Source organism: Sphingomicrobium sp. XHP0239 (genome assembly GCF_039555325.1).
Lineage (GTDB): Bacteria > Pseudomonadota > Alphaproteobacteria > Sphingomonadales > Sphingomonadaceae > Sphingomicrobium > Sphingomicrobium maritimum.
Genome location: NZ_CP154608.1, coordinates 802,175 through 818,794 on the forward strand (window position 1 = coordinate 802,175; position 16,620 = coordinate 818,794).

Consider the following 16,620-nt stretch of genomic DNA (forward strand, 5'->3'; position numbering starts at 1 on the left):
TCGACCGCGATCCGTTCGAGCACCTGGACCCGGTCGCGCAGCTTGCCGACCTCTCGTCGCGCAGGGCCTTCATCTCTCCGTCGTCGGGCACGTTCTCGCGGACTCTGCGACGGGTCTTGGCCATTTCCTGTAAGATACCGCCGACGGTGGCGATGAATACGATCGCCACCACCATCTCGAACACTTCCATCAGTCGTCCTTTCGATCGATCGGTGCCGGTCGCCGCTCTGGCCGCGGGGGCAAGGCGTCGAGCTTATCGATCTCCGAGGCCAGTCGCGAGGGCTTGTCGGTCACGATGCGTTCGAGCGTCTCGATCCGGTCGTAGAGCTGTTCGACGCGTTCGCGCAGTGCCCCGTTCTCGGCGCGAAGTTCGTCCCGGTCGTTGCTGCCGACCCGGTTCATCCGCTCCTTCTCGTGGGACATGGCAGCCCATTTGGTGATGAACGTACCGACAATGGCGGCCAGCAATACGACGACGATCCCGATGATGAGCAGGCTGGACATCTAGCGTCGCTCCTCGTGGCGTTCGCGCGCCTCGAGCGGCGGGATGTCGCGCAGCGCCTCGATCTGTTCGGCGGTGTCGGCGCCGCGATCGGTGGCGATGCGTTCCAGCACCCGAATGCGCTTCTCTAGCGCCTCGATCCGCGCTTCGTGCGCTTCGGCGCGTGTACCTTCCTCGCGCCGGATCACGTTCCCCATGTCGTCGGTGATCGGATAGCCGTGCTTGGCCTTCATCCAGTTCGACAGGAAACCCCCGATCGAACTGATGAGAATGATTGCCAGAATGAATTCGAAAGTCCCGATTTCCACGTTTAGTTGGCCCCCTTGTCCCTTTTTTCCAATTGTTCGATCTCGCGCGCCAGGCTGTAGCTCTGGTCGGTGACGATCTTTTCGACCGTCTCGACGCGCTCCTTCATCGCGCTCATCTGCGCCCGCAATTCGGCATTCTCGCCCGTCAGCAGCTTGATCCGCTCTTCCGCTTCGCGATCCTTGTGCGGGTGGATGGCGTTCCCCCAACTGCCTTCGAGCGGATAACCGTTCTTGATCTTGAGCCAGGTGGTGAAGACCCAACCCCCCACGCTCACCGCGACGATCGTGGTGATGAAGGGGGCAAGGTTGATGATCGCTTCGATGGGCATGTCGGAAGGCTCCTACTTCAGTTCGTCGATCTGTCGCGCGAGGACGCGGTTCTCGCTGGTGACGTAGCTCTCGATGTCGGCGAGGCGGCGGTCGATCGCGCGGAATTCGGCGTGGATCGACTTGGCGGTCTTGGTCGGGCTGGCACGGACCCCGCGCCAGAAGCGCTGATCTTCCTCATTCTCATATTTGAGCTCGGCCGGCTTGTCCTCGGCGACCACGCCCGCGATGAGGTAGAGGAGGAACGCCCCGCCCGAGCTCATCAGAATGGCGAACAGGACCATGATCCGCATCAGCGTGAGATCGATGCCGGTATAGTCCGACAGGCCCGCGCACACGCCCATGACCTTGCCGTTGGCCTTGTCCTTGTAGAATTTCGTGCGGCTCGGGGACGGGGGCATCAGCGGCGCTCCTTTCGCGATCCGGACAGGAGGGCTTCATGCTCGGCGAGCAGGTCGTCGGCCCGTTCCAGCAGCGCCTGGTCGCGGTTGCGTTCAGGCAGCGCGCATTTCTGTCGCCATTCGGGATCCTCGGCGCTCATGATCCGCTCGATCGTGCAGAGACGATCGTCGAGCCGCCGCGCGGCATCGTGCAATTGCTCAAGCAACTTCTCGTCCGGTTGCGTCAGCGTCGCCTGACCCTTCCACTTAGTGACATAGTGAAAGATCAGCCACGGCAATGCGATGAAGATCGCCGCGATCGCGAAAAACCCCATGAACTCGTCCATCATTTTCCCCTTTTCGATCCCCTCGGGAATCTAGTTCGATTTGCTCTTCAAGGCGGCCTTCATGGCCTCCAGCTCGGCATCGACCTTGTCCGAAGAGCGAAGGTCGGAGATTTCTTCCTCGAGGCTCTTGGGCCCCGTCATGCCCAGGGCATCGGCCTGGCCCTCGGCCATGTCGGCGCGCCGCTCGAGGCTCTCGAAGCGCGAAAAGGCGTCCTGCGTGCGGCTGCCGTTCAGCACCTCGCTCGCCTTGTGTCGGTTCATCGCGCTTTCGAGACGATTGGCGATGGCGTTCTGGCGACTGCGTGCCTCGCGCAGCTTGGACTGAAGCTTCGCGATGTCCGCCTCGTAGATCTTGAGCGTCTCGTCGATCTGCGCGAGTTCCTCGTTCAGACCCTCGGCCATGTCCTTGGCCTTCTGCCGTTCGACCAGCGCCTGCTTGGCAAGGTCCTCGCGGTCCTTCGAAAGGGCAAGCTCGGCCTTCTCGGTCCAGCTTTCCTGCAATTGTTCGAGCCGGGCCATCGCGCGGCGCATTTCCTTGCCGTCGGCAATGCTTCGCGCCGCGGAGGCGCGGACCTCGACGAGTGTTTCCTCCATTTCGAGAATGATCATGCGGATCATGCGCGCCGGATCTTCGGCACGGTCGAGCAGCTCTGTCATATTGGCTGCGAAAATGTCCCTTACACGGGAAAAGATTGCCATAGGGCACTCCGTCTAGATGCGTATTGTCCCAACATATGCGAGAATCGTGCCAATAGTGTCAATTAAGCTTCCAATCGTCAATCTCATGGCTTTTCGACCGACGGTGGGTTGAAACATCTTGCCAGATGGTGGGATTTTCCACCACATAAAGCGCATGGAGCGGACCAATCAGTTCGTCGGGCAATCGCTTGCCTTTCTCGACGCGGTCGAGCGCGCCAGTCGCGCTGCCCCGCTGAACCGCCCGGTGCTGGTCATCGGGGAGCGGGGAACGGGCAAGGAACTCATTGCCGAGCGCCTGCACCGTCTTTCCACCCGCTGGTCGGGGCCGCTGGTGACGATGAACTGCGCCGCGCTTCCCGAAAATCTGATCGAGGCCGAACTGTTCGGTCACGAGGCCGGGGCCTTCACGGGGGCGAGCAAGACCCGCCAGGGACGGTTCGAGGAAGCCGACGGCGGAACGCTCTTCCTCGACGAGCTGGCAACCTTGTCATCTGGTGCGCAAGACCGGCTGTTACGTGCTGTAGAATATGGGGAAATCACGCGTATCGGCGCCTCGAAGCCGATCCGTGTCGACGTGCGCATCGTCGCGGCGACCAACGAACATCTTCCCAGTCTCGTCGAACGCGGCCAATTTCGCGCCGATCTTCTCGATCGCCTTTCGTTCGAGGTCGTCACGCTACCGCCGCTGCGGGCACGCGAAGGAGATATCGGTTTGCTGGCCGACCATTTCGGTCGGCGCATGGCGGTCGAACTCGACTGGCCGAACTGGCCCGGCTTCGACGAACGGGCGACTGAGCGGCTCGAACAGCATCCGTGGCCAGGCAATGTCCGCGAACTGCGCAACGTCGTCGAACGCGCCGTCTATCGCGCCGAGGATCCCGAGCGACAGGTCGCCACGATCAATTTCGATCCGTTCGAATCGCCTTGGTCCCCGCGACCCTCCGACCGAAGTGCCGGCGATGCAGCGAACGCGGGGGCGCCCGCGTCCGCCAATGGAGCTTCTGCTTCCGCCCCGATCCCGCCCACCGCCGAAACCGATGATTTCAAGGCGAGTGTTACCGAATATGAGCGCGCGCTGCTGTCCGCCGCGCTCGAGCGCAACCGCTACAACCAACGCGCAACGGCCGATGCAGTGGGTCTGAGCTACGATCAGCTGCGCCACGCTATCAAGCGCCTCGACCTGTCGAGCGAGGGCTGAGCCAAACCGCTGCCCTGACTGGCGGAATCGCCTGTTCCGTGGTATCGAATGACCCCTGCCGTTACCGAGGGAGACGTTCGATGTCTGTCGCTTCTCTGGCCATTCTTTCAATCGCGCTGACGGGTGGTGCGCCCGTGGGCATCACCCTCGGCGAGACGCATGCGAAGAGCTGCTACGACGCGGCCGAGGCCGGCAATACCAGCCGATTTGCGCTGGCGTCCTGCGAACGGGCGCTCGCGGTTCAGCCGCTCAGCGCCGGCGACAAGGCCTCGACGCTCGTCAATCGCGGCATCATTCGCATGAACCGCGGTGAGTACAATCTGGCAGATCGCGATTTTGCCGAAGCCCTCAAACTCGATGCCTCGCAGGCCGAAGCCTATCTCAATGCGGCGATCCTGGCGTTGCGCCGGGCGGATAGCGCGCGGGCGCTGACCTATTCCTCCCGCTCGATCGAGCTGGAAACGCGCAAGCCGCACATCGCCTATTATGTGCGCGGAATGGCCAACGAGGATCGGGGCGCCGCGAGCGCGGCCTATCGCGACCTGCAAATGGCGCAGTCGCTCGCTCCCGGTTGGGACGTGCCGGCGATCGAACTGACGCGCTATTCGGTGGTGACGCGCTGAGGCGCTGACCACACGAACGTAAGAAAGTCTTTGGGCGAAGCGTTGCAACGCTGCGCAGGGCCACGCGTTGCCAAAGTGAACCTATCATCCAACAGGAGCACAAGAATGGCCTTCGAACTTCCCGATCTTCCTTTCGCCAAAGACGCGCTAGGCGACCATATGTCGTCCGAAACGCTCGATTACCATCATGGCAAGCATCACAAGGCCTATGTCGACAAGACCAACAAGGCGGTCGAGGACGACAAGCACGGCATCAAAGGCAAGAAGCTCAGCGAAGTGATCAAGCACGCCGCCGAAAAGGGAGAGCAGGGCCTGTTCAACAATTCGGCGCAGGTATGGAACCACAGCTTCTTCTGGCAGTGCCTCGCGCCCGAAGGATCGACCAAGCCGTCCGAAAAGCTGAACAAGATGATCGCCGACGATTTCGGTTCGACCGAAAAGCTGCTCGACAAGTTGCAGGAAGAAAGCGCCGGTCATTTCGCAAGCGGTTGGGGCTGGCTCATTCTCAACAACGGCAAGCTGGAAGTGACCAGCCTGCACGACGCCGACAGCCCGGTCGCCCACGGCATGACCCCGCTGTTCACCGTGGATGTGTGGGAACACGCCTACTATCTCGACTACCAGAATGCGCGCCCCGATTATCTGAAGAGCGTGCTGCACAACATCGTGAACTGGGACTTCGTGAGCGAGAATCTCGACGGCAACGGCATCGCCCGCGCCGATCAGGAAGGCTAACGCACTCCGACCTCGATGCTTCAGAAAGGGCGGTGACTTCGGTCGCCGCCCTTATTGTTTGAGCCGCTTGCCCGTCCGGAAGATGTACGCGATGGCCGCGAGCGGGACGAGGATCGACAGCGCCATCGCAGCCACGCTGGCAACGAGCGGCACGTCGGCGACGCCGTAGAAGGTCCATCGATAGCCCGAGACGAGATAGACGACGGGATTGAAGAGGGTGACGGTCCGCCACGGTTCGGCAAGGGAGTCGACCGCGTAGAAAATCCCGCCGAGAAAGGCGAGGGGGGTGACCACCAGCAGCGGCGCGAACTGCAACTGTTCGAAATTGTCCGCCAAGAGCCCGATCAGGAACCCGAACAGACAGAAACCCACCGCAATCGCGACGAGGAACAGCAGCATCAACAGGGGATGCTCGACCCGAACCTCGACGAACAGCGTCGCGGTCGCCAGCGTGACCAGTGCGAGGATGACCGATTTGGTCACCGCCGCGCCGACGTAGCCCGTGACCGTTTCCAGCGGCGACAGCGGAGCGGACAGAATTTCGTAGATCGTACCTGTGAACTTGGGAAAGTAGATGCCGAAACTGGCATTGGCGATCGACTGGGTCAGCACCGACAACAGGATCAAACCCGGCACGATGAAGCTGCCATAGTCGATGCCCGCCATGTCGCTCATCCGCCCCCCGATCGCCGATCCGAAGACGAGGAAATAGAGCGCGGTGGTAATGACCGGCGCCACGAGGCTCTGCCCCAGCGTGCGCCGCCAGCGCGACATCTCGAACTTGTAGATGGCGTAAAGGCCGCGGGGGTTCATTGCGCGTCCTTCGAACGGTTGACCAACGACACGAAGATATCTTCCAGGCTCGACTGACGAGTCGTCAGATCGCGCCATGAAATGCCGAGCGTATCGAGCTGGCGCATCAGGGTCGGGATGCCGGTCTGCTCGTCGTTGCTGTCGAAATGATAGCAGAGTTCGTGACCGTCATCCTCGAGATCGATGTCGCGGTCGGCCAGTTCGGGCGGCAGGGCGGCGAGCGGTTCGTCGAGGAAGATCTTCAATGTCCGCCGGCCCATCTGGCGCATCAGTTCCGCCTTGGTCCCCAGCGCGACCAGCTCTCCATCGCGGATCACGCCGACGCGGTCGGCCATTTCCTCGGCCTCCTCGATGTAGTGGGTCGTCAGGATGATCGTGGTTCCGTCGGCCCGCAGCTTGCGCACCAGCTCCCACATGTCGCGGCGCAGTTCGACGTCCACCCCCGCAGTGGGTTCGTCGAGAAACAGGACTTCGGGCTCATGGGCGAGTGCCTTGGCGATCATGACACGCCGCTTCATCCCACCGGACAATGTCATCATCTCGGCCTTGCGCTTGTCCCAGAGCGTCAAACGCTTCAGCACCCGCTCCAGATAGGCGTCGTCGGCCGGCTTTCCGAACAGGCCGCGCGAGAAGCGCACCGAATCCCACACCGTCTCGAAGGCATCGGTGGTGAGTTCTTGGGGTACGAGACCGATATGCTCGCGCGCGGCGCGATACTCGCGCTCGATATCGTGGCCCAGCACCGAAACGCTGCCCCCCGTCTTGGTCACGATCCCGCAGACGATCGATATAAGCGTCGTCTTGCCCGCGCCGTTCGGTCCGAGCAGGGCGAAGATCTCGCCTTTCTCGATGGCCAGATCGACGCCTTTCAGCGCCATCGTGCCGCTGTCGTACGCCTTGGTCAGTCCTTCGATCGAAATGACGCTCATTCGCTCTTCTCCTCGAGCATCAAACCGTGGCGGATCAGCATCGGCATATTGGCGGCGGCGAAAATGAAGGTGAGGGGCATTGACAGCCAGATCTTGGCGCCAATCCAGAAATCGGTGGAGAAGTTGCGCCAGATGACTTCATTGAGGCAAGCCATCGCCACAAAGAAAATCGCCCAATTCCGGGAGTATAGCGTCCATCCGCGATGGCTCAGTCCGGGAAAGACGCCGCCGAGGAGCCATTTGAGCGGCACCTTCTTCAGCATGACGCCAACGCCCAGAATCGTCGCCGCCCCCAGATTGTAGACCGTCGGCTTGATCTTGATGAACGTATCGTCGCGCAGCACGATGGTGATGGCGCCGAACCCGAACACCAGCACCGAACTGAACAACTGCAGTTTCGAGAAATGCTTCACCAGCGCGAAATGCACTCCCATCGCCACGACCATGGCAGCCATGAAAGCGCCGGTCGCGATCACGATCCGGTCGAGATCGCTGCCAGGGGCCAGGCGATTGGTGGCGAAGAAGACGACTAGCGGACCCAAGTCGAGCAGCAGTTGCATCCCGCTCGACAGTTTGCGGCGCTCGGCGTCGATCTCGGGCCCCGGGGTGACGTCGGTCATGCGGGGGGCAGCCCCGCGATGGCGCGGGCGACGGCTCGCGGGTCGAAGGGGCGCAGATCGTCGACGCCCTCGCCGACCCCGATGGCGTGGATGGGCAGCCCGAATTTCTCGGCTGCCGCGACCATCACCCCGCCGCGCGCGGTGCCGTCCAGCTTCGTCATGACGAGCCCGGTGACGTTCGCCACATCTCGGAAGACCTCGATCTGATTGATCGCATTCTGCCCCGTGGTCGCATCAAGGACGAGAATCACGTCGTGCGGCGCCTCTTCGTTGAGCTTGCCGAGGACGCGGCGGATCTTCGCCAGCTCGTCCATCAGATAGGCCTTGTTCTGCAAGCGTCCTGCGGTGTCGACGATGAGCACGTCCTCGCCCGTCGCGGTCGCCTGCCTGACACCGTCGAACACGATGGCGGCGGGATCGCCCCCTTCCGGTCCAGCGATGACCGGCGCGCCGATCCGGTCACCCCAGATCTTCAGCTGTTCGATCGCAGCGGCGCGGAACGTGTCCCCCGCCGCCAGCAGTACGCCGTAGTCCTGCTCCTGGAGCAGATGGCCGATCTTGCCGATCGTCGTCGTCTTCCCCGACCCGTTGACACCGATGACGAGCATGACGTGCGGACGGGGAAAACCGTACACATCCAAGGGCTTGGCGACGGGCGTGAGGATCGCTTCGATCTCTTCGGCCAGGATCGTGCGCAGCCCCCGTTCGTCGAGCGTGTCGAACTTGCGCGCGGCGATGGCCTCGCGAATGCGCTTCGACGCCTCGGGTCCGAGATCGGAAGCGATCAGCGCCTCTTCGATGTCGTCGAGCGTCGCGGTGTCGAGCGCCTGCTTGCTCGTCAGACCGCTGATATTCTCGCCGACGCGATCGGCGGTCTTGCGAAATCCGCCCGTCAGCCGCTCGAGCCAGCTCATGTCATTTCCCCCGTCAGTCCCTTGTCGTTCATGCCGACGATATGTGCCATCCCCGTCGTGCCGCGAGCCGCCGCAGTGATGGCGATGGGCGCGAACCCGTCCGTATGCCCACGACCACCGTTTTCGATCAGCACCGGCTGCCGCGTGCCGACCTTGCTCTGCAGCCAGCGCCGTCGATGCGCGGCGGCCGTTGCGCGCAACCGCGCCGCACGATCTTTGATGATCGACCGATCAACCTGCGGCATCCGGGCGGCGGGCGTCCGTTCGCGCGGGCTGTACGGGAAGATATGCGCCGCCACGATGTCGCAGTCCTCGATCAGCGCGAGGCTATTGTCGAACATCGCCTCGTTCTCAGTCGGAAAGCCGGCGATCATGTCGGCACCGACGCTGATCTCGCGCTTCGCCTTCAGTCGTTCGACCAGTCGCACGGCGTCGGACCGCGAATGGCGCCGTTTCATGCGCTTGAGGATCATGTCGTCGCCCGCCTGGAGCGACAGATGAACATGCGGCATCAGCCGATCATCCTCGGTCAATAGATCGAACAGCGCCCCGTCGATCTCGACCCCGTCGAGACTGGAGAGGCGCAAGCGCTTCAGCCGCGGTTCGTCGGACAGCAGTCGCTGAAGCAGATCGCCAAGTCGGACCCCGTCGAGATCGTAGCTGGTGATGTCGACGCCCGTGACGACGATTTCGGCCGCACCCGCATCCAACTCGCCCGCGACCGCGCGCCGAACCGCATCGTAGGGAAGCGACACGCTGTTTCCGCGGCCGTAGGGGATGGTGCAGAACGTACAGCGATGGTCGCAGCCGGTTTGAACCGAGACGAAGCTGCGCACCTTGCCCGCGTTTCCCGCCGCCACTTCCGCACCGTCGGACGTCATGACGTCACCGACGAAAGCGGTTGTTTTCCCGACGAACTTTTCGAGATCGAGTTTGTCGCGGTTGCCGATCAGCCCGTCCACCTCGGGCATCGCCGCCAATTCCTCACGCTCGATCTGCGCCGCGCACCCCGTCACCAGCAATCGCGCATCGGGCCGCGCCTTGCGCGCCTTGCGGATCTGCTGGCGGGTCGTCCGCACAGCTTCGTGCGTCACCGCGCAGCTGTTGACGATCGTGGTGTCGCGCACCCCAGCCGCCTCGAGCCGACGACGGATCGTCTCGCTCTCCGCGAAATTCAGCCGGCAGCCGAGCGTGATCGTCTCCACGCTCATGCCAGCGCCCCCACGTCGATCTCGCCAGAGAAGACGTGGGTCGCAGCCCCGCGCATGACGATCCGCTCGCCGGGGCTCCAGTCGACCGTCAACGACCCGCCCCGCATCCGGACCTCGACGGGAGCGACCACGAGCTTGCGGCGGATCGCGGCGACGGCGGTGGCGCAGGCACCGGTTCCGCATGCCTGGGTAATTCCGACCCCGCGCTCGAACGTCCGCAAGTTCAACGCTTTCGCGTCCACATCGGCCACGTTGACATTGATGCGGTCGGGAAAGGCGGGGTCCCGCTCGATCTGTTGGCCATATTCTTCCAGCGGCATCGCGTCGGCATCCTCGACGAAGAAGACGAGGTGCGGATTGCCGACATTCACCGCATCCGGCCGTTCGAAGGGGCCCCAGCCCATCGGCAGCGGTGCGGTATCGACCGGATCGGCTAGTGGAATGGCGTCCCACTCGAACCTGGGCGGGGGGAGGGTCACGCTGATTTCCTCGCCGATCGCTTTTGCTTCCAGCAGCCCGCCGCTCGTCTCGATGCGGTTCGCCCCGGTCAGCGCCGCGACACAGCGGGTCGCGTTGCCGCAGGCCTCGGCGGGCTTTCCGTCGGCATTCCAGATGTCCATCACGAGATCGGCGGTCGCGCTCGACCGCAAGCGAATGAGCTGGTCGCACCCGACGCCGCGATGGCGGTCGCACAGCAGGCGCCGCTGCGCCTCGGTCGGCTCCACCGCCGTCGCGCGCGCGTCCAAAATCACGAAATCGTTGCCGAGCCCGTGCATCTTGTGAAAGCGTGTGACCATGCTGCGCGACTTAGGGTCGCGGCCAGAAGAGGGCAACCGACATGAGCGAAGACCGTATCCACGAACAGGCTGCCGACGTCCTCAAATTTTGGTTCGACGAGGCTGGCGAGGAGCGATGGTGGAAGAAGGACGAGGATTTCGACGCCGAGATCCGCGAGCGCTTCGGCGTCCTTCGCAACGATGTGTTCTCAACGCAGGCGACGGGTTGGCGCGACGATCCGCAAACGTTGCTCGCCGCAGTGATCCTTCTCGACCAATTCTCGCGCAACCTGTTTCGCGGCGACGCGGAGGCATTCGCCGCCGACCCGCTGGCCTGCGAACTGACCCGCGAGGCGATCGCGAAAGGCTGGCCAGAAAAGATGGACCCCGACCATCGCTTCTTCCTGTTCATGCCCCTGATGCACAGCGAGGACATGGCGGACCAGAAGGACAGCGTGCGTCTGTTTGATGCCATGGCCGACGATGGTCACGACAGATTCGCCCATCTGCACTATGACCAGATCGAGCGTTTCGGCCGCTTCCCCGGACGAAACGAGGCGCTCGGACGGACCAGCACCGAGGAGGAGCGCGGGGCGCTGGCCGATGGCGCCGCCTTCTGACGCGACCTTGACCCGCAGACGGCATTGACCTATTGGCACACCGTCCCACGGGATGACATATTGCAGGCGCTGCGGCGCACGCTGGCCGACGAGGTTTCGTCCGCCGGCGTTTTTCGCGTTATGTCCGTGAGGGCAAGTGATTGAGGAGACTTGAGTTTTGTTCGACAGCCTGAGCGATCGCCTTGGCAACGTTTTCGACAAGATCCGCGGCCGCGGAGCCTTGACCGAAGGCGACGTACGCGATGCGATGCGTGAAGTGCGCGTCGCCCTGCTCGAGGCGGACGTCGCGCTGCCGGTGGCGCGCAAGTTCGTCGAACAGGTGACCGAACGCGCGGTTGGCGAGGAGGTCGTCAAATCGGTCACCCCCGGCCAGATGGTCGTCAAGATCGTCAACGACGCGCTCGTCGAACTGCTCGGCAGTGAGAATGCCGAACTCGATCTGAAGGTCGCGCCGCCCGCCGTCATCATGGTCGTGGGCCTGCAGGGCTCGGGCAAGACCACGAGCACGGCGAAACTCGCCAAGCGGCTGAAGGAAAAGGATCGCAAGAAGGTCCTGATGGCCTCGCTCGACGTCGCGCGCCCGGCCGCGCAGGAGCAGCTTGCGGTGCTGGGGCGGCAGGCGGACGTCGATACGCTCCCCATCGTACCGGGTCAGCAGCCCACCGAGATCGCCAAGCGCGCGATCCAGGCGGGCAAGCTCCAGGGCTATGACGTCCTCATGCTCGATACGGCGGGTCGCCTCCACGTCGACAATGCGCTGATGGACGAGATGAAGGCGGTCGGCGCGGCGGCCAATCCCGCCGAAACGCTGCTCGTCGTCGACAGTCTGACCGGGCAGGACGCGGTCAACGTCGCCAAGGGCTTCGGCGAGGAAATCGAGCTTACCGGTGTGATCCTCACCCGCATGGACGGCGATGCGCGCGGCGGTGCGGCGCTGTCGATGCGCGAAGTCACCGGAAAGCCGATCAAGTTCGCCGGGACGGGCGAGGGGCTCGATGCACTCGAACCCTTCCACCCCGACCGTGTCGCGGGCCGCATCCTCGGCATGGGCGACGTCGTCAGCCTCGTCGAAAGGGCCGCCGAGACGGTCAAGGCCGAAGATGCCGAGCGGCTCGCCAAGAAGATGGAGAAGGGCAAGTTCGATCTCGACGATCTTGCGCTACAGCTTCAGCAGATGAAGCGCATGGGCGGAATCGGCGCGCTCGCCAAGATGATGCCCGGAATGAAGGGCATGAAGCAGGCGGGCGAGGTCGACGACAAGGCGCTGACGCGCCTCGAAGCGATGATGAGCTCGATGACCGCCGAGGAACGCGCGCGTCCCAAGATCATCAACGCGAAGCGCAAGAAGCGCATCGCCAAGGGCTCGGGCTCGACGGTCCAGGAATTGAACAAGCTTCTCAAGATGCACCAGCAGATGGAAGGCATGATGAAGAAGCTGAAGAAGATGGGCGGGTTCGGGAAGCTTGCCTCGATGTTCGGCGGCGGTCCCGATCTGGGCGGGGACGACGGCAAGATGCCGCCACTTCCGCCCGGCGGCCTGCCGGGTCTCGGCGGACCGGGCATGCCCAACAACCTGCCGCCAGGTTTCGACAAGTTTTCAAAGAAATAACGACACACTCTTTAGAAGGAATATCATCATGGCAGTTGCAATTCGTCTCGCCCGCGGTGGCGCCAAGAAGCGTCCCTATTACCGCATCGTCGTGGCCGACAGCCGCAAGTCGCGCGACGGGCGCTTCATCGAGCGCGTCGGCAGCTACAACCCGCTGCTCGCCAAGGACGACCCCGAGCGCGTGAAGCTCGACAAGGAGCGGATCGAGCATTGGATGTCGGTCGGCGCCAAGCCCACCGATCGCGTGATGCGCTTCCTCGACGCCGAAGGCATCGCGAAGCGCGAAGAGCGCAACAATCCGAAGAAGGCGGAGCCGGGACAGAAGGCCAAGGATCGCGCCGAAGAGCGTGCCGAGAAGGAACAGGCTGCCAAGGACGCCGCGGAAGAGGCGAAGAACGCCGAAGCCGAAGCGCCTGCCGATGACTCGGCTACCGAAGAAGCGACCGCCGAGGAAACGCCGGCCGCCGAGGACAAGGGCGAGACCGAAGGCGACGCCAAGGCCTCAGAAGACGGCGACAAGGCCGAGTAATCCGGCATGGCGGGCGCGGACGACAAACGCATCGCGCTCGCCGCCATTGCCGGTGCCCATGGCGTGCGGGGAGAGGTTCGCCTCAAACTGTTCGCCGACGGCATCGATACGCTGAAAGCACAGAAGGCGCTGTTCGTCGGTGGCGACGAGCGGCGCCTTTCGTCCGTCCGGGCCAATGCCAAGGGCGGCATCGCACGGTTCGAAGGCATCGACAGTCGGGAGGCCGCGGAGGCCCTTCGCGGAAGCCTCGTCGAAATCGACCGCGAAGCGCTGCCTGCATTGGACGACGACGAATATTATCTCGGCGATCTCATGGACCTGCCGGTCGTGGACGAGACGGGATCTTCCGTGGGCACCATCGTGGCGGTCGAGAATTACGGTGCGAGTGACGTCATCGAGATCGAGCGCCCGGATGGCAAGCGGTTCATGATCCCGCTGATCGAGGCGGCGGTGCCCGAATGGAATAGCGAGAGGCTCGTCGCCAACAGCGCCTATTGCGAGGGCTGAACCGTCGGTTCGCGCCGGATCGGTCGTTTCTTCGCCAGATCGTTGCGGATCGTCGTTGACGCGACCCCGCCCTGGCCCATCGCGTTGGAAATCTGGTCGAGCCCGATCACGACATCTCCCGCCGCATAGAGGCCGTCGATATTGGTGCGCATATGGTCATCGACCTCGATGCATCGTTCGCCGCAAAGGCTTGCCCCGACCATTTCGGCCAGTTGCACATGCGTGTCCGATCCCAGCGCGGGATAGATGCTGTCGAAGGCGAACGTCCGCCCGTCCTCGACTTCGACCATGATCTCGCCCTCGCCGGGACGGATGTTCGCGACGGGACCGTCGATCCGCTCGATCCCCGCTTCCTCCAGGTCCGTGCGGCAGGGCGGGGTCAGATCCTGCGCCCCGTCGGGCGCGATCAGCGTGATGCTCGCGGTAAAGCCGCGCAGAAACTGCGCCTCGGCAGCGGCATGGTCGCCCGTGCCGATGACGCCGACACGCTTGTCGGTGACTTCGTAACCGTCGCACACAGGACAGTAGCGGATCAGTCCTTCGGCCATCGCGGCGTCATGCGTTTCCACATCGATCATCGGCGGCCGCCGGTTGGACACGCCGGTCGCCAGTAGGACGGTGCGCGCTTCGACCGGCCCCGAACCCCAGTCGGCCACGAACAATCCGTCCTCGCCGCGGTCGAGGCGGGTCACGCGCCCGTCCTTGATCTCGGCGTGATAGCGAAGCGCCTGTTCCTTCATGCGATCGAGCAGTTCCTCGCCGTTGATCCCCTCGGGGAAGCCGGCATGGTTGTGGCTCGTCGGGATCCATTTGGCACGGCTGTTGCCTCCGTCGACCACCCAGATGTCGAGATGATAGCGTGCCAGATAGATGGCCGCGGTCAGCCCTGCCGGGCCGGCACCGATGACGAGGCAATCGAGGGGTGTGTCGCGCATGGATCGTCAATCCGCGCCGCAAAGCTTCGGTTCCTGCCCGCTTCATCGCCGTCGAGGCCTACGCTTCAGACTCCGCGTCAACAGCGGTCGGAAAGGGCGCTCGCCGCTTCAAATCGGAACACGGCTCGGGTCCGGTCCATTTTTGTGATGAAGGAGGAAATCACATGAGGATCAACGCTCTGACGGTCGTTCTGGCAGCAGCCACCGCAGCCGCCTGCGCACCGGCCGAAGACGATGTGTCGCAAGGAACTCCTCAGGATCGCGACGCGGCGGGGACCCGTCCCGCGGATCAGCCGTCGCTGGTCACCGTCGAGGGAAGAATTTCCGATGGGGTCGAATGCCCGATCGTCACGACGCCGGACGGGATCGTCTATTCGATCTCGCTGCAGGAGAGCGACGCCGCGGTGGGCGATTACGTCGCGATCGAAGGGGAGATCGCCGATGCCTCGATCTGCATGCAGGGCGAGGGGCATCTGATCCCCCGCTCGATCGAAGCGGCGGAACCGCCGGCGCGGGATCGTGACCCGGCGCGATCGGGAGGACAGCCCCTGACGTTCGGATACCTGCTCGGACCGTGGGTCGCGAGAGGCGTGGATGCCGACTGCGCCCGTCCCGATTTCGATGTGTCCGACAACGGCCGCGACATGGCCATCATCGAGACGCGCGTGAACGGCGTGCCGTCGACGGGCGTGATCAACTACGGGCCGCAGCCGCGGATCGTCTTCGACAAGCCACTCCCAGAATTGCCGATCGAGACGCGCGGGCCCGATGGGCTTGCGGTGATGCCCAATGCCGACGGACGCGGGCTGACCCTCGCTGGCAAGCGTATCGAGGGCGACGGCGTGGTCTTCGTCAAATGCCCAGCGAATGCCAACGAAGTTTGACCGCCTTCTCATCCTGTCCTAGCGGCGCCCGATGACCTTCCGCGCTTCCGTCCTGACGCTCTACCCGGACATGTTTCCCGGGCCGCTCGGCACCTCGCTCGCGGGGCGGGCGATGGAGGAAGGCCGCTGGAGCCTCGACACCACGCAAATCCGCGATTTCGCGTCCGATAAGCACCGCACCGTCGACGATACGCCCGCGGGTGGCGGAGCGGGGATGGTGCTTAAATGCGACGTACTCGCGGCCGCGATCGACAGCGTGGCCGATGGACGACCGATCTTCGCGATGACGCCGCGCGGCGCTCCGCTGACTCAGCGCCGGGTGCGCGACATCGCTGCGGGCGAGGGCGCGATCGTCCTGTGCGGCCGCTTCGAGGGGTTCGACGAGCGGATCTTCGATGCGCGCCCCATCGAACCCGTCAGCGTGGGCGACTATATCCTGTCGGGCGGCGAGATCCCCGCGATGCTGATGCTCGACGCTTGCATTCGGCTGCTTCCCGGCGTAATGGGCGCGGCTTCAAGCGGTGACGATGAAAGCTTCGAAAACGGGCTCGTCGAATATCCGCATTATACCCGACCGGTCGAATGGGAGGGGCGCACGATCCCCGAAGTGCTGCGATCGGGGGATCATGCGCGCATCGCGGCATGGCGTGAAGAACGCAGCCGCGAGGACACACGGCTAAGGAGGCCGGACTTATGGGAGCGTCACGGGGATGCTCCAGGTCAGTCTCCCTCTGGTGCGCAGGCGAAGAAGAAACAGGATTGAACCGATGAACATCATCCAGACGCTCGAGCAGGAAACCATCAAGGCGCTCGGCAAGGACATCCCCGATTTCCGCCCGGGCGACACGCTTCGCGTCGGCGTGCGCGTGGTCGAGGGCGAACGTACCCGTATTCAGAATTACGAAGGTGTCTGCATCGCCCGGGCCAACAAAGGCGCCGGCAGCAGCTTCACCGTCCGCAAGATTTCGTTCGGCGAAGGTGTCGAGCGCGTATTCCCTCTCTATTCGCCCAACGTCGACAGCATCACGGTCGTGCGTCGCGGCGCCGTTCGTCGCGCCAAGCTCTATTACCTGCGCGGCCGCACCGGCAAGTCGGCCCGTATCGCCGAGCGCAAGGACACTCGTCCCGCGAAGGGCAAGAAAGAAAACGCCTGA

The 16,620-nt window shown here is 63.7% G+C and carries 23 protein-coding genes; 10 read left to right on the forward strand and 13 right to left on the reverse strand.

Features of this window, described 5'->3' with window-relative positions; translation table 11 throughout:
* Window positions 1–189 precede the first annotated feature (189 nt).
* Genes WJT74_RS04105 through pspA form a run of 6 tightly spaced genes read right to left on the reverse strand, consistent with a single transcriptional unit; the run spans window position 190 to window position 2,563 of the window.
* Window positions 190–504 carry a hypothetical protein gene (locus WJT74_RS04105; protein WP_343347177.1) on the reverse strand — a complete coding sequence of 105 codons (315 nt, stop codon included), beginning with the start codon at window positions 502–504 and terminating at the stop codon, window positions 190–192.
* Complete coding sequence (locus tag WJT74_RS04110) at window positions 505–810, reverse strand: hypothetical protein (protein ID WP_343347180.1); 306 nt, start codon at window positions 808–810, stop codon at window positions 505–507.
* A gap of 2 nt (window positions 811–812) precedes the next feature.
* Window positions 813–1,139 (reverse strand): hypothetical protein, encoded by a 327-nt coding sequence (locus WJT74_RS04115; RefSeq protein WP_343347182.1) that lies wholly within the window; start codon window positions 1,137–1,139, stop codon window positions 813–815.
* A gap of 12 nt (window positions 1,140–1,151) precedes the next feature.
* On the reverse strand, window positions 1,152–1,538 hold the full coding sequence (gene pspC, locus WJT74_RS04120) for an envelope stress response membrane protein PspC (RefSeq protein ID WP_343347184.1): 387 nt from the start codon (window positions 1,536–1,538) through the stop codon (window positions 1,152–1,154).
* A complete protein-coding gene (pspB, locus tag WJT74_RS04125) occupies window positions 1,538–1,867 on the reverse strand; it encodes an envelope stress response membrane protein PspB (protein ID WP_343347187.1) in 330 nt (109 codons plus the stop codon). The genes pspC and pspB overlap by 1 nt, the downstream gene beginning before the upstream one ends.
* A gap of 27 nt (window positions 1,868–1,894) precedes the next feature.
* A complete protein-coding gene (pspA, locus tag WJT74_RS04130; protein ID WP_343347190.1) occupies window positions 1,895–2,563 on the reverse strand; it encodes a phage shock protein PspA in 669 nt (222 codons plus the stop codon).
* A gap of 154 nt (window positions 2,564–2,717) precedes the next feature.
* Here pspA and pspF point away from each other — a divergent pair, with 154 nt between their 5' ends.
* The 3 genes from pspF (at window position 2,718) to WJT74_RS04145 (ending at window position 5,119) form a co-directional block, all read left to right on the forward strand.
* Window positions 2,718–3,761 carry a phage shock protein operon transcriptional activator gene (pspF, locus tag WJT74_RS04135; RefSeq protein ID WP_343347192.1) on the forward strand — a complete coding sequence of 348 codons (1,044 nt, stop codon included), beginning with the start codon at window positions 2,718–2,720 and terminating at the stop codon, window positions 3,759–3,761.
* Between the two features lie 80 nt (window positions 3,762–3,841).
* Window positions 3,842–4,384 (forward strand): tetratricopeptide repeat protein, encoded by a 543-nt coding sequence (locus tag WJT74_RS04140; protein ID WP_343347194.1) that lies wholly within the window; start codon window positions 3,842–3,844, stop codon window positions 4,382–4,384.
* Window positions 4,385–4,489: 105 nt separating this feature from the next.
* Entirely contained in the window at window positions 4,490–5,119 is a 630-nt protein-coding gene (locus WJT74_RS04145) for a superoxide dismutase (RefSeq protein WP_343347196.1), read from the forward strand.
* Window positions 5,120–5,170: 51 nt separating this feature from the next.
* Here WJT74_RS04145 and WJT74_RS04150 read toward each other — a convergent pair whose 3' ends face one another.
* The 6 genes from WJT74_RS04150 to dapF are packed head-to-tail and all read right to left on the reverse strand — an operon-like array spanning window position 5,171 to window position 10,403.
* Window positions 5,171–5,932: an ABC transporter permease gene (locus tag WJT74_RS04150; protein WP_343347198.1), complete on the reverse strand. Its 762-nt coding sequence runs from the start codon at window positions 5,930–5,932 to the stop codon at window positions 5,171–5,173.
* A complete protein-coding gene (locus WJT74_RS04155) occupies window positions 5,929–6,861 on the reverse strand; it encodes an ABC transporter ATP-binding protein (RefSeq protein WP_343347200.1) in 933 nt (310 codons plus the stop codon). The genes WJT74_RS04150 and WJT74_RS04155 overlap by 4 nt, the downstream gene beginning before the upstream one ends.
* Complete coding sequence (locus tag WJT74_RS04160; RefSeq protein ID WP_343347202.1) at window positions 6,858–7,481, reverse strand: inner membrane-spanning protein YciB; 624 nt, start codon at window positions 7,479–7,481, stop codon at window positions 6,858–6,860. The genes WJT74_RS04155 and WJT74_RS04160 overlap by 4 nt, the downstream gene beginning before the upstream one ends.
* Window positions 7,478–8,395, reverse strand: coding sequence for a signal recognition particle-docking protein FtsY (ftsY, locus tag WJT74_RS04165; protein ID WP_343347204.1), 918 nt, complete (start codon window positions 8,393–8,395; stop codon window positions 7,478–7,480). The genes WJT74_RS04160 and ftsY overlap by 4 nt, the downstream gene beginning before the upstream one ends.
* Window positions 8,392–9,606, reverse strand: coding sequence for a tRNA (N(6)-L-threonylcarbamoyladenosine(37)-C(2))-methylthiotransferase MtaB (gene mtaB / locus WJT74_RS04170; protein ID WP_343347206.1), 1,215 nt, complete (start codon window positions 9,604–9,606; stop codon window positions 8,392–8,394). Before mtaB ends, ftsY begins: the two co-directional genes overlap by 4 nt.
* Entirely contained in the window at window positions 9,603–10,403 is an 801-nt protein-coding gene (gene dapF, locus WJT74_RS04175; RefSeq protein WP_343347209.1) for a diaminopimelate epimerase, read from the reverse strand. Before dapF ends, mtaB begins: the two co-directional genes overlap by 4 nt.
* Before the next feature lie 41 nt (window positions 10,404–10,444).
* On the opposite strand from dapF, the gene WJT74_RS04180 reads away from it, so the two are divergent.
* The 4 genes from WJT74_RS04180 (at window position 10,445) to rimM (ending at window position 13,647) form a co-directional block, all read left to right on the forward strand.
* Window positions 10,445–11,002: a DUF924 family protein gene (locus WJT74_RS04180; protein WP_343347212.1), complete on the forward strand. Its 558-nt coding sequence runs from the start codon at window positions 10,445–10,447 to the stop codon at window positions 11,000–11,002.
* 157 nt (window positions 11,003–11,159) lie between these two features.
* Window positions 11,160–12,611, forward strand: a complete 1,452-nt coding sequence (ffh, locus tag WJT74_RS04185) for a signal recognition particle protein (RefSeq protein ID WP_343347214.1) — start codon at window positions 11,160–11,162, stop codon at window positions 12,609–12,611.
* A gap of 28 nt (window positions 12,612–12,639) precedes the next feature.
* The gene (rpsP, locus tag WJT74_RS04190) at window positions 12,640–13,140 is read left to right on the forward strand and encodes a 30S ribosomal protein S16 (RefSeq protein WP_343347216.1); all 501 of its coding nucleotides are present in this window, start codon (window positions 12,640–12,642) and stop codon (window positions 13,138–13,140) included.
* Window positions 13,141–13,146: 6 nt separating this feature from the next.
* Window positions 13,147–13,647, forward strand: a complete 501-nt coding sequence (gene rimM / locus WJT74_RS04195) for a ribosome maturation factor RimM (protein ID WP_343347219.1) — start codon at window positions 13,147–13,149, stop codon at window positions 13,645–13,647.
* Here the strand turns inward: rimM and WJT74_RS04200 are convergent.
* Window positions 13,632–14,582 (reverse strand): NAD(P)/FAD-dependent oxidoreductase, encoded by a 951-nt coding sequence (locus tag WJT74_RS04200; RefSeq protein ID WP_343347222.1) that lies wholly within the window; start codon window positions 14,580–14,582, stop codon window positions 13,632–13,634. The two genes, rimM and WJT74_RS04200, sit on opposite strands and share 16 nt — an antisense overlap.
* Before the next feature lie 164 nt (window positions 14,583–14,746).
* Here WJT74_RS04200 and WJT74_RS04205 point away from each other — a divergent pair, with 164 nt between their 5' ends.
* The 3 genes from WJT74_RS04205 to rplS are packed head-to-tail and all read left to right on the forward strand — an operon-like array spanning window position 14,747 to window position 16,620.
* Entirely contained in the window at window positions 14,747–15,466 is a 720-nt protein-coding gene (locus WJT74_RS04205; RefSeq protein ID WP_343347226.1) for a DUF5818 domain-containing protein, read from the forward strand.
* A 31-nt stretch (window positions 15,467–15,497) separates the two neighbouring features.
* A complete protein-coding gene (gene trmD, locus WJT74_RS04210) occupies window positions 15,498–16,229 on the forward strand; it encodes a tRNA (guanosine(37)-N1)-methyltransferase TrmD (protein WP_343347229.1) in 732 nt (243 codons plus the stop codon).
* A gap of 4 nt (window positions 16,230–16,233) precedes the next feature.
* Window positions 16,234–16,620 (forward strand): 50S ribosomal protein L19, encoded by a 387-nt coding sequence (rplS, locus tag WJT74_RS04215; protein WP_343347231.1) that lies wholly within the window; start codon window positions 16,234–16,236, stop codon window positions 16,618–16,620.

Excerpts from the sequence above, each read along its gene's own strand:
- WJT74_RS04105 (WP_343347177.1), bottom strand. The coding sequence starts at position 504 with ATGTCCAGCCTGCTCATCATCGGGATCGTCGTCGTATTGCTGGCCGCC.
- WJT74_RS04145 (WP_343347196.1), top strand. The coding sequence starts at position 4,490 with ATGGCCTTCGAACTTCCCGATCTTCCTTTCGCCAAAGACGCGCTAGGC.
- rplS (WP_343347231.1), top strand. The coding sequence starts at position 16,234 with ATGAACATCATCCAGACGCTCGAGCAGGAAACCATCAAGGCGCTCGGC.
- WJT74_RS04140 (WP_343347194.1), top strand. The coding sequence starts at position 3,842 with ATGTCTGTCGCTTCTCTGGCCATTCTTTCAATCGCGCTGACGGGTGGT.
- mtaB (WP_343347206.1), bottom strand. The coding sequence starts at position 9,606 with ATGAGCGTGGAGACGATCACGCTCGGCTGCCGGCTGAATTTCGCGGAG.
- ftsY (WP_343347204.1), bottom strand. The coding sequence starts at position 8,395 with ATGAGCTGGCTCGAGCGGCTGACGGGCGGATTTCGCAAGACCGCCGAT.
- pspF (WP_343347192.1), top strand. The coding sequence starts at position 2,718 with ATGGAGCGGACCAATCAGTTCGTCGGGCAATCGCTTGCCTTTCTCGAC.
- WJT74_RS04205 (WP_343347226.1), top strand. The coding sequence starts at position 14,747 with ATGAGGATCAACGCTCTGACGGTCGTTCTGGCAGCAGCCACCGCAGCC.
- dapF (WP_343347209.1), bottom strand. The coding sequence starts at position 10,403 with ATGGTCACACGCTTTCACAAGATGCACGGGCTCGGCAACGATTTCGTG.
- pspB (WP_343347187.1), bottom strand. The coding sequence starts at position 1,867 with ATGATGGACGAGTTCATGGGGTTTTTCGCGATCGCGGCGATCTTCATC.
- pspC (WP_343347184.1), bottom strand. The coding sequence starts at position 1,538 with ATGCCCCCGTCCCCGAGCCGCACGAAATTCTACAAGGACAAGGCCAAC.
- rpsP (WP_343347216.1), top strand. The coding sequence starts at position 12,640 with ATGGCAGTTGCAATTCGTCTCGCCCGCGGTGGCGCCAAGAAGCGTCCC.
- rimM (WP_343347219.1), top strand. The coding sequence starts at position 13,147 with ATGGCGGGCGCGGACGACAAACGCATCGCGCTCGCCGCCATTGCCGGT.
- WJT74_RS04200 (WP_343347222.1), bottom strand. The coding sequence starts at position 14,582 with ATGCGCGACACACCCCTCGATTGCCTCGTCATCGGTGCCGGCCCGGCA.
- WJT74_RS04155 (WP_343347200.1), bottom strand. The coding sequence starts at position 6,861 with ATGAGCGTCATTTCGATCGAAGGACTGACCAAGGCGTACGACAGCGGC.
- WJT74_RS04160 (WP_343347202.1), bottom strand. The coding sequence starts at position 7,481 with ATGACCGACGTCACCCCGGGGCCCGAGATCGACGCCGAGCGCCGCAAA.
- trmD (WP_343347229.1), top strand. The coding sequence starts at position 15,498 with ATGACCTTCCGCGCTTCCGTCCTGACGCTCTACCCGGACATGTTTCCC.
- WJT74_RS04180 (WP_343347212.1), top strand. The coding sequence starts at position 10,445 with ATGAGCGAAGACCGTATCCACGAACAGGCTGCCGACGTCCTCAAATTT.
- pspA (WP_343347190.1), bottom strand. The coding sequence starts at position 2,563 with ATGGCAATCTTTTCCCGTGTAAGGGACATTTTCGCAGCCAATATGACA.
- WJT74_RS04150 (WP_343347198.1), bottom strand. The coding sequence starts at position 5,932 with ATGAACCCCCGCGGCCTTTACGCCATCTACAAGTTCGAGATGTCGCGC.
- WJT74_RS04115 (WP_343347182.1), bottom strand. The coding sequence starts at position 1,139 with ATGCCCATCGAAGCGATCATCAACCTTGCCCCCTTCATCACCACGATC.